Here is a 9,640-nt window from a genome sequence, read left to right on the forward strand (position 1 = left end):
CTATTCAGCGGGCTGTTCTTTTATTACCCAAACATGTCGTACTTTTGCAGCAAAATTATTCCAATCGAACTAATACAGACCCGCTATGGTTTTCAGTTACTGATAATTATCGCGCTAATATATACTTAAGTGAAAGTAAGAACACTCAAAAAAGATAAAGTAAACGTCATCACCTTGGGGTGCTCCAAAAACGTGGTGGATTCCGAAGTACTGATGGGGCAGTTGCGCGCCAACGAGTTTGATGTGGCGCACGAGTCTGACAAAGACGATTCCAATATCATCATCGTGAATACCTGCGGCTTTATTGACAACGCCAAGCAGGAGTCCATCGATACTATTCTGCGCTATGCCGATGCCAAAGAGGCTGGCCAGATAGATAAGCTTTACGTGACAGGCTGTCTGTCGCAGCGCTACAAAGAGTCGCTGGAGCTGGAGATACCGCAGGTAGATGCCTACTTCGGTACACTGGAGTTACCACAACTGCTCAAGAAGCTGGATGCGGACTATAAGCACGAGCTGATTGGGGAGCGTTTATTAACAACACCTTCTCACTTCGCATACTTCAAAATTGCTGAAGGCTGTAACCGCCCCTGCTCTTTCTGCGCTATTCCGCTGATGCGCGGCAAGCACGTAGACCGACCGATTGAGGACCTGGTGAAGGAGGCAAAGCGCCTGGCCAGCATGGGCACCAAAGAACTGGTGCTGATCGCCCAGGACCTGACCTATTATGGCTTGCAGCACTACGGCGAGCGCAAGCTGGCTGACCTGCTCCGCAACCTGTCGGATGTAGAAGGCATTGAGTGGATACGCATGCAGTATGCCTACCCGTCGCAGTTCCCGATGGAGGTGTTCGACGTGATGAACGAGCGCGACAACATCTGCAAGTACCTGGACATGCCGTTGCAGCACATCTCCGATAACATGCTGAAGACCATGCGCCGTGGTATCAGCAAGCGCCGCACCATCGAACTGGTAGATTCCATTCGCCAGCGCGTGCCGGATATCGCTTTAAGAACAACCCTCATCGCAGGCCACCCGGGCGAGACAGACAAGGATTTCCAGGAACTGTATGACTGGGTTGAAGAAACAAAATTCGACAGGCTCGGTATCTTTACCTACTCACACGAGGACAACACGCACTCCTTTACTCTGGAAGACAACGTGCCCGAAGAAGTAAAGCAGGACCGTGCCGACGCCATCATGGAGCTGCAGCAGGGTATTTCGGTAGAACTGAACGAGGAGAAAATCGGCAAGACCTACAAAGTGCTCTTCGACCGTAAAGAAAGCGGCTATTTTGTGGGCCGCACCCAATATGACTCCCCGGAAGTAGACAACGAAGTTCTCGTACCTGCCGACAGTAACTACGTCCGCTTAGGGGACTTTGCCCATGTGAAGATTACGGATGCCTCTGACTTCGACCTTTATGGAGAAGTGGTTACGTTAGAGGCTGTACATTAATCTTCAGATATAAGACTTTTAACCAAACCAGAAGAAGCCCTGCAAGAAATATTTGCAGGGCTTCTTATTTCGCAGAGCCGGTTCCAACCACCCCTAGCCCCTCCTTGTCTAAGGCGGGGAATCTGTTGTTTGCTGTTTAGTCGCTAAGTTTCATTGCTACTGCTTTTGGCCTAGCTTTTCTATTTTGTGCCCTAATTGCTGAGGCCTCGCTGTAGAGCTTTAGGCGGAGATTTCTATAGCTTAATTGAAAGCATCTGCTATTTCCTGTAGCACCGATTCTGTCTGTTGAAAAACATCTGAATTCTCGAAGCGGAGTACTCTTATGCCTAAGCTTTGCAATACTTCATCACGCTCTTTATCAGCCTCAGTTGCTGCGGAATGAAAATGCACTTGACCATCCAACTCTACCGCTAATTTTTCAGAAGGGCAGTAGAAATCCAGAATGTAGTTGCCGATGCTGTGCTGTCTTCTGAATTTCCGCCCACGTAGCTGTGCATCCTTTAGGTATTTCCACAATTCACCTTCAGCCGGCGTTGCGTCATTTCTCAAAGCCCTCCGGTTCTCCTTCAGGTATTTCCTGTTATGTAGTGGCATGATAAAAAGGCTAGCTAAGCAGAGACTGCAGCTGGAGTATAAAGTTCCCCGCCTTAGACAAGGAGGGGCTAGGGGTGGTTAGACCCGGCTTTGCAAAACCAGCCTCTATTTCAGCACATACTTGCTTAGCACCCGGTACGCCTGGTTAATGTTGTCGCCTTTGCGAAAATCCTGTTTGATAGTGGGAGTGTCCTCCCCCGTCAGCCATATCTTCAGTTCTGCATCCAGGTCACCGATGCCGGCGCTTTCCATAGAAAATGTTTTGATGCTGCTGTAGGGGATGCTTTGGTAGTCGGCTTTGGAGCCCGTAAGGCCTTGCTTGTTCACCAGAATCAGGCGCTTGTTCGTGAATACCAGCATGTCCCGAATCAGTTTGTAAGCCCGCTCAATGCGTTCATCCTCTAACAAAATCGGTTGAAATTCTTTCGCTAATTTTTCGACAGACACCTCGGATGCGTGTCCCATCATGCCGCTTAATAATCCCATAAGTTTTTTATTGACTGTTGTACAGTTTATGTACGTTTAGCTGTGGATAAGTTTGTGATGAAATCCATCCGATGCTTTTCACCGCAGCTCAGCTTTATACTTAAGAGCAGGAGAGGAAGCGGCTGTGTGTTAATGACACCTGGACATCCTTCAATCGTCTGAATCGCGGCCCTGATGCCCCGCTGCCTGCTTTCTATCGGAACATCTGCAAAACAAAAAATAAAGCCGTTACTTTGTGCAGTGGCTGGCAAAAGGAAAACCTGCTGCAACACATTTCGGGGTTATCTGTTAAAGGAGCTATATACCCCACGCAAACATGCAGATGGAACTATCTACTATGAAGATCACAAAGGTGGACTACGCCGCGACCGGCGCCTTCTCTCAAACTATATCGGATTATCTTAGTCGCAGCGAACCGCTGCAAGCTTTCTATAACCGCTTTCCGACCGCAGAGGCCTTTGAGGCCCAGATAAAGGAAAAGGACTTCAGCGAGGCACAGCGCCAGACACTATACCAAGCATTGCAGGAACAGTACACCTCCGTTGCCGACATAAACCCCAAGGTGCAGCAAAACATCGACCTGTTGCAGCAGCCGAATACGTATACTATTACCACTGGGCACCAGCTGAACATCTTCACAGGGCCTTTGTATTTTGTATACAAAATCATTACAGCCATCAACACCTGTAAACAACTGCAGGAGAAGTACCCAGATTACAACTTTGTGCCGGTATACTGGATGGCAACCGAGGACCACGACTTTGCCGAAATCAACCACTTTAACTTGTTCGGCAAGAACTACGTTTGGGAGACGGAGCAAACCGGCGCTGTAGGCAGGTTCTCGACAGAAGGCTTGGATAAGCTGATGGAGGAGTTGCCAGAGCCTTATCCGGTTTTTGAGGAAGCCTACCGCAAGAGCAAAAACCTGGCGGATGCTACCCGTGCCATCACACATGATTTGTTCGGGGAGTACGGGCTGGTAAGTATAGATGGCGACCATGAAGGATTAAAACAGGCGCTGACGCCAGTGGTGGAAAAAGAGCTGACGGAGCAAAGTTCTAACAAACTGGTGGAAGAGGTGAACGCACAACTGGAGGAGCTGAACTATAAGCAGCAGGTATACTCCCGCGACATCAACCTGTTTTACCTGAAGGATGGATTGCGTGAGCGCATTGTGCTGGAGGATGAGAAGTATAAAGTGCTGAACACCGACATCAGCTTTAGCCAGGAAGAAGTTCTGCAGGAGGCAAAGGAGCACCCGGAGCGGTTCAGCCCGAACGTGATCCTGCGTCCGCTATATGAAGAGCTCGTGCTTCCGAACCTCGCGTACATTGGCGGTGGGGCAGAGGTAGCCTATTGGTTCCAGCTGAAGCGGCTGTTCGAAGCCTACAAGGTTGCTTTCCCGGTGCTGATGCTGCGCAACTCAGCGCTGTATATTACGCGTGGCAATGCCAGCCGCATGCACAAACTGGGCCTGCAGCCGGAGGATATGTTCATGAGCTTTCCAGAGCTGAAAAAACACTTGTCGGACCAGCTGCATGAGGAGGAGATAAACCTGGAGGCGCAGCGCGATACCGTGGCCGCCGCCTTTGCAGCAGTAGAAGAGCTGGCGAAAGACATTGACCCGACACTGGTAAAAGCAGTGGGCGCCGAAGCACAGAAAGCCTACAACGCGCTGCAAATGCTGGAGAAGAAAATATCCAAGGCCCGCGACAGCAAGCATGAGCAAACATTCAAGCAGCTGGAAAACCTGAAAGATAAGCTGTTTCCGAATGGCACGCTGCAGGAGCGCCACGACAACCTGCTCACCTACAAAACCAACAATCCAGAATTTATACCTGCCCTCGTGGATGCTTTCGACCCATTCGAATTCAAGTTCACGATACTGGAGGAGGAGTAATGCAGAAGGCGGAGCTACGCAAACAGATGCTGCAAAAGCGGCGGACACTGCCGCCGGAGGAGCTGCAACTGCGCAGCCAACAAATTGCAGACATGTTCTTTCAGCATTTCCCGCTGCAGGCGGGGCAAACAGTGCATGTGTTTCTGCCCATCCTCAAAAACAAGGAGGTAAACACTTGGCTTATAATCGAGCGCCTGCGGATGAATCATCCGGAAGTGCGGGTGGCCGTGCCGGTAACGGATGTAGCGCAGCATGTGCTGACGCATCATGAACTGACAGAGGAGGCGGTGCTGATAGAGAATGCCTGGGGGATACCAGAGCCGCAGGATGCCCAAATTATACATGCCCGGGAGGTAGATATCGTATTGCTGCCCCTGCTGGCCTTCGACAAAGCCGGCCACCGCGTAGGCTACGGCAAAGGCTTCTACGACCGCTTCCTCGCTGATTGCCGCCCCGATGTGCTGAAGATAGGCTTGTCTCTGGAGCCGCCAGTGGAAAGTATAGCCGATGCGAATGAATTTGATGTGCCGCTGGATTATGTTGTGACGCCACAACTTGTGTGGCCTGAAAAGCCATAGCGACTAGTTTTCCTGCGCCTCTTCAATACCCTCCTGTATGGTTTCAACGGCTTCTTCGTGTGTATCCTCGTCTGGCTTTGGCTCTTCCTGCTCGTATTCATTTTCCGGTGCAAAGCTGAGCCTGATATAGATGGGGAAATGATCGGAGTCAATGTCAGGCAGCCTCTCTATATGCACCAGTTTAAAATGGTCGGAATGGAAGATGTGGTCGAGGGGCCAGCGCAGCAGCGGGTATTTGGCATTGAACGTGCTAAACAGCCCCCTGCCGATACGCGGGTCCATCAGGCTGCTTACTTCCTGAAACAGTTCTGTTGTCTGCGACCAGGCTACATCGTTAAAATCGCCCGCTACCACCACCGGGTAGTTTGAATCAGCAATATCACTGGCAATCATCACAATCTCAGCATCACGCTTTCTGGAGTTGGGATCTTCGGTCGGCACGGGGGGCTTGGGGTGCACGGCATGCAGCTCTACCCACATGCCGTTCCGGAGTTCTACATATGTTTTGATGGAAGGAATCCCTTCTTCCAGCAGGTAATTTACCCTTTTCTGGCGCAGAGGCAACTGGCTGTACAGGTGCATGCCATACGTATTACTTAGCGGTATCTCAACCCGGTAAGGGTATTGCTGTGTCGTAGGCTGGAGGGCTTGCTGCCATACCGAATCAGATTCCAGCAGCAGCAGAATATCAGGATTTCTTTCCTGGGTAAGACCAATCAGCTTATCATAGCTCTCATTCGTCATAAGTACATTGGAGACCATAATGCTCAGCTCATCCTGCTGTGTATTGTCCTGCTTTGCCTGTTTAACCTGCACAGGGGCCAGTGCGGTATAGGGGTAAATGTTAATAGCCTGATAAATGATGGCGATGCTCAATCCGGTGAGAAGGAATTTGTCCCGTTTGCGGTGCTTACTGCCCAGCCACAGGTAAAGTATCAGGCTGAACAAAGCTAAAAAGAGAAGCTGCATGCGGGGGAAATCAAAAACCCGCACGTACCATTCTTCCATGGGAAGCAGCGGCAAAGCTGTGGCAAGTATAGCGAAGGTTCCTAAGGCTTGTACGATGGTGATCGCCGCTTTCTTCATTTATCCGGGAAGGTTTAAGCTGCAGTAGATGTGCAATAATTTAGTGAAGGTACTCATTTATAAAGTAGCAGTACGAATCTGTAGGTGCGAAGTTAGTGAGTAAAAGATAATACAACAGGTTGCGCAGGCAACTGACCCAGCGAAAGCCCAGTTTAATATGTTTAGGATGTTATATTGACTAGCTCGGAGCGAGATACTCAAAAAGAAAGGCAGCCACTAGATTAAGCAGCTGCCTTTCTTCCTACAAATGGAGAGCTTACTTACACCTTCTCAGGCTTCACCAGTTCCAGCTTGTTCAATTCTTCCATAATAAAGCGAATCTCGTCCTGGCTCAGCTTTACGCTAAGCGCTTTGGCATTCTGTATGGCCTGCTCCGCGTTGCGGGCACCCACCAGGGCAATGGTGATACCGGGTTGCTCCACAGTCCAGCGGATGACCAGTTGGGCCAGTGAGGCGTTCTTGTCGTCGGCCAATGGCTTTATCTTTTGCAGAAATTCGTTTGTGCGCTTCAGGTTTTCATCCTGAAAAAAATAAATGTTGGTCCTGTGATCGCCTTCGCTAAACTGGTGGCCGGGCTTCATTTTGCCTGTCAGCAGGCCCCGCTCCAGTGGACTGTAAGCCAGTACTGATTTGTTGTTTTCGATGCAGTAAGGTACCACATCTGCTTCAATGTTGCGCTTCACCATGCTGTAAGGCACCTGGTTCGATACCAGTTTCACGTACTTTTCAGCCTCCTGCATTTGCGCTACATTATAATTACATACCCCGGCGTAGCGTACCTTGCCTTCTTTTATCAGTTGTGCCACTGTTTCCATCGTCTCCTCAATAGGTGTGGTCGGGTCGGGCCAGTGGATTTGGTAAAGGTCTATGTAATCGGTTTTCAGGCGGCGCAGGCTGTCTTCACACTCTTTAATAATGCTATCGCGGCCGGCATACTTGTATATGTCAATGTCTTTGCCGCTATTGTCTTTGCTCTTCATGGCAAGCTCACCCTTCTCCAGGTCCCAGCGCATGCCGTACTTCGTCAGGATCTGCACTTTGTCACGGGGCAGGTCTTTGATGGCCTCGCCTACTATTTCCTCGCTGGTGCCCTGGCCGTAGATAGGGGCCGTGTCAATAGAGGTGACACCAAGGTCATAAGAAGCTCTGATCGCTTGTACAGCATCTTTGCGTTCGGTGCCGCCCCACATCCAGCCTCCTGCAGCCCAGGCGCCAAACGTTACCACTGATACGTTTAAGTCTGATGTTCCAATCTTTCTGTATTCCATGTTTGTTTTGTATGATGGATTCCGTTATTTCTTTTCGGGCTATCTCATAAAGAAAGCCGACTTAGGTTAAAACGCCCATCAAAGCAATATGTTAGGACTTGTAGCGGAAAAGGGGGCTGATATGTTGATTTTCAGGTGCACAATGCAAGAATGCTTTGTGCACCTTTAATGCCGGCTTGATAGGGTAAAGCAAAAAAATAAGCCCCTCCCGGTTTGCCGGAAGGGGCTTGCAAAGTTTTTGTGCTGCGGCTTATTTGTTATAAACCATTTTGAATTTCTTGAGGTCCTCTACAGGGCCGAATTGAGCCTTTTCTACAGTTTTGCCTCTTAAGTAAATCTTACGCAGGTGTACCTCCACAGGAGCCAGGCTTCTGGTAAAGTCCGAAGAAACCACCTTGCCATAAAACTCCTTTGCCTCCCTGGACTCGCCCCTGCCGAAAGCGTGCTTCGACTCATTCTTATTTACTGGTTGGCCAGGAATAACATGATAGTGCGTGAAGACTACTTCGTACTTCGGCTGGCATGCTTTGATCATTTTCTTAAGCAGCGTTTTCATATATGTTTATTTAGTTGAATATGCTTTACCTCTTCGTAAATAAACACGTTTCTGAGCAATCATGCTAATATATTTATGTTTGAATATAAAGGAATGCGCAGATTCCTTCTGATATATAAAAGTTTATATGCAACATTATATATTGCTGCCTTCTACAGTAGAAAGGAAGAGGTTTATTAGCAGCAAAATGCTATTTGGAGTAGGCAAAAAAGAGCAGCATAAAGGCTGAATATGCTTTGATGCTGCTCCTGAAATTTATATTAAGAGATTCTGAATGTGCTGCTATTTGGGAGTAGCCGCTAACAGATCCTCCACGTAAGGGGCGATTTTCTCTGGTTTGGTGATGGGGGCAAAACGCTTGACAGGTTTGCCGTTTGCATCGATGAGAAACTTTGTGAAGTTCCACTTAATACGGTTACCAAGGATGCCGCCTAACTCTGCTTTCAGGTACCTGAACAGCGGATGGGTATTGTCGCCATTTACGTCAACTTTATCGAACATCGGAAAGCTGACGCCATAGTTGATCAGGCAGCCTTCTTCAATTTCCTTCTTCCCGCCCGGTTCCTGGTTGCCAAACTGGTTGCAGGGGAAACCAAGTATAACCAAGCCATCCTCTTTGTGCTTGCGGTAAAGTTCCTCCAGGCCTTCGTACTGCGGTGTAAAACCGCACTTGCTGGCTGTGTTCACCACCAATACTACTTTGCCTTTATACTCCTCCATCGGTATCTCTTTTCCCTGAAGCGAGGTTGCTGATAGTTGATAGAATGCTGATGCCATACGTGTGGTATTGATTGTCTTTTAAAGGGAAAAGACGAAACATGTGCCGGTAAGGTTCCGGGCCTTCGTTCCAGCAGGTTGCTTTCCTGCTCTCTTGCGGGCATGACTAAGGCGTTTTGCTGCCGCATGTAGTGCAGCAGCGGGAGGACCGGACTTGAGTCTGATTAGATAACCACCGGCTTCACACCGCGCGTCATCTCGCGTTTGCCCGGAGGGCCCGGCAATGCCTCTACCTCAAACCCTGCGGCTTTCAGGCTGCGCTTAAAGGAACCTTTGGCGCAGTAGGTTACCAGCACACCACCAGGGCGGGTAGCCTTGTAAAGCTTCTCGAACATAGCGTCAGCCCACAGCTCCGGCTGCTTCTCGGGGGCAAAGGCATCAAAATAGATTACATCATAGTAAGAGCTTGGAGCGATGAACTCTTCCAGTGATTCGTGTATCTTCTGGAGCGTAAAATAAGGAATAACATCCACCGGCTCATCCCAGGGGCAGGCGTGCAGCTGCTGAAAATAGTCGTACAGTTCCGGGTTCAGGATAAACTGCTCAAAATGGAGTTCCTTCACTACTTCGTCACTGAGCGGGTGCTTCTCCAGTGTGTCGTACTGGATAAAGGCTTTCTGAGCCAGCGCAACCGGAAAAGTCAGGATAGCGTTAAGACCTGTGCCGAAGCCGACTTCCAATATTTTGATGTCCTTTTTCTGCTCCAGTATGTGCTCCAGGCCATGCTTGATAAAGACGTGCTGCGACTCCTGCAAAGCTCCATGCACCGAATGATAATGCTCATTCAGGTCCGGCACATAAAGGGTATTAGAGCCGTCGGTAGTCCTATAAAAGTAATGAAGCAACAGAAATAACCGCAGTAGCAGTAAGATTAGGTGTCGAATCTAATTCTTACCCTCATGAACAGGTCATGTTACTACTGCGGCAGTGTGAATAT

At 49.3% G+C, this 9,640-nt stretch carries 10 protein-coding genes; 3 read left to right on the forward strand and 7 right to left on the reverse strand.

Annotation, left to right across the window (positions count from 1 at the left end; genetic code table 11):
- Nucleotides 1–129: 129 nt before the first annotated feature.
- On the forward strand, nt 130–1,458 hold the full coding sequence (rimO, locus tag DXT99_RS17820; protein ID WP_115566934.1) for a 30S ribosomal protein S12 methylthiotransferase RimO: 1,329 nt from the start codon (nt 130–132) through the stop codon (nt 1,456–1,458).
- A gap of 240 nt (nt 1,459–1,698) precedes the next feature.
- Here rimO and DXT99_RS17825 read toward each other — a convergent pair whose 3' ends face one another.
- Nucleotides 1,699–2,052, reverse strand: coding sequence for an endonuclease domain-containing protein (locus DXT99_RS17825; RefSeq protein WP_115566935.1), 354 nt, complete (start codon nt 2,050–2,052; stop codon nt 1,699–1,701).
- 105 nt (nt 2,053–2,157) lie between these two features.
- Nucleotides 2,158–2,538, reverse strand: coding sequence for a PH domain-containing protein (locus DXT99_RS17830; RefSeq protein WP_181885162.1), 381 nt, complete (start codon nt 2,536–2,538; stop codon nt 2,158–2,160).
- 337 nt (nt 2,539–2,875) lie between these two features.
- On the opposite strand from DXT99_RS17830, the gene bshC reads away from it, so the two are divergent.
- Together bshC and DXT99_RS17845 are read left to right on the forward strand one after the other, a co-directional pair.
- Nucleotides 2,876–4,438, forward strand: coding sequence for a bacillithiol biosynthesis cysteine-adding enzyme BshC (gene bshC / locus DXT99_RS17840; RefSeq protein ID WP_246000815.1), 1,563 nt, complete (start codon nt 2,876–2,878; stop codon nt 4,436–4,438).
- Complete coding sequence (locus tag DXT99_RS17845; protein ID WP_115566937.1) at nt 4,438–5,016, forward strand: 5-formyltetrahydrofolate cyclo-ligase; 579 nt, start codon at nt 4,438–4,440, stop codon at nt 5,014–5,016. The genes bshC and DXT99_RS17845 overlap by 1 nt, the downstream gene beginning before the upstream one ends.
- Nucleotides 5,017–5,019: 3 nt before the next feature.
- On the opposite strand, the gene DXT99_RS17850 is transcribed toward DXT99_RS17845, so the two are convergent.
- The 5 genes from DXT99_RS17850 to mnmD form a co-directional block, all read right to left on the reverse strand.
- Nucleotides 5,020–6,102 (reverse strand): endonuclease/exonuclease/phosphatase family protein, encoded by a 1,083-nt coding sequence (locus DXT99_RS17850; protein WP_115566938.1) that lies wholly within the window; start codon nt 6,100–6,102, stop codon nt 5,020–5,022.
- A gap of 260 nt (nt 6,103–6,362) precedes the next feature.
- Nucleotides 6,363–7,370: an aldo/keto reductase gene (locus DXT99_RS17855; protein ID WP_115566939.1), complete on the reverse strand. Its 1,008-nt coding sequence runs from the start codon at nt 7,368–7,370 to the stop codon at nt 6,363–6,365.
- Between the two features lie 250 nt (nt 7,371–7,620).
- Nucleotides 7,621–7,926: a hypothetical protein gene (locus DXT99_RS17860; protein WP_115566940.1), complete on the reverse strand. Its 306-nt coding sequence runs from the start codon at nt 7,924–7,926 to the stop codon at nt 7,621–7,623.
- 282 nt (nt 7,927–8,208) lie between these two features.
- Nucleotides 8,209–8,703: a glutathione peroxidase gene (locus DXT99_RS17865; RefSeq protein ID WP_115566941.1), complete on the reverse strand. Its 495-nt coding sequence runs from the start codon at nt 8,701–8,703 to the stop codon at nt 8,209–8,211.
- Nucleotides 8,704–8,867: 164 nt separating this feature from the next.
- The gene (gene mnmD / locus DXT99_RS17870) at nt 8,868–9,548 is read right to left on the reverse strand and encodes a tRNA (5-methylaminomethyl-2-thiouridine)(34)-methyltransferase MnmD (RefSeq protein ID WP_115566942.1); all 681 of its coding nucleotides are present in this window, start codon (nt 9,546–9,548) and stop codon (nt 8,868–8,870) included.
- Nucleotides 9,549–9,640: the final 92 nt, after the last annotated feature.

The organism is Pontibacter diazotrophicus (assembly GCF_003367245.1).
In the GTDB taxonomy this organism is placed as follows: Bacteria; Bacteroidota; Bacteroidia; order Cytophagales; family Hymenobacteraceae; genus Pontibacter; species Pontibacter diazotrophicus.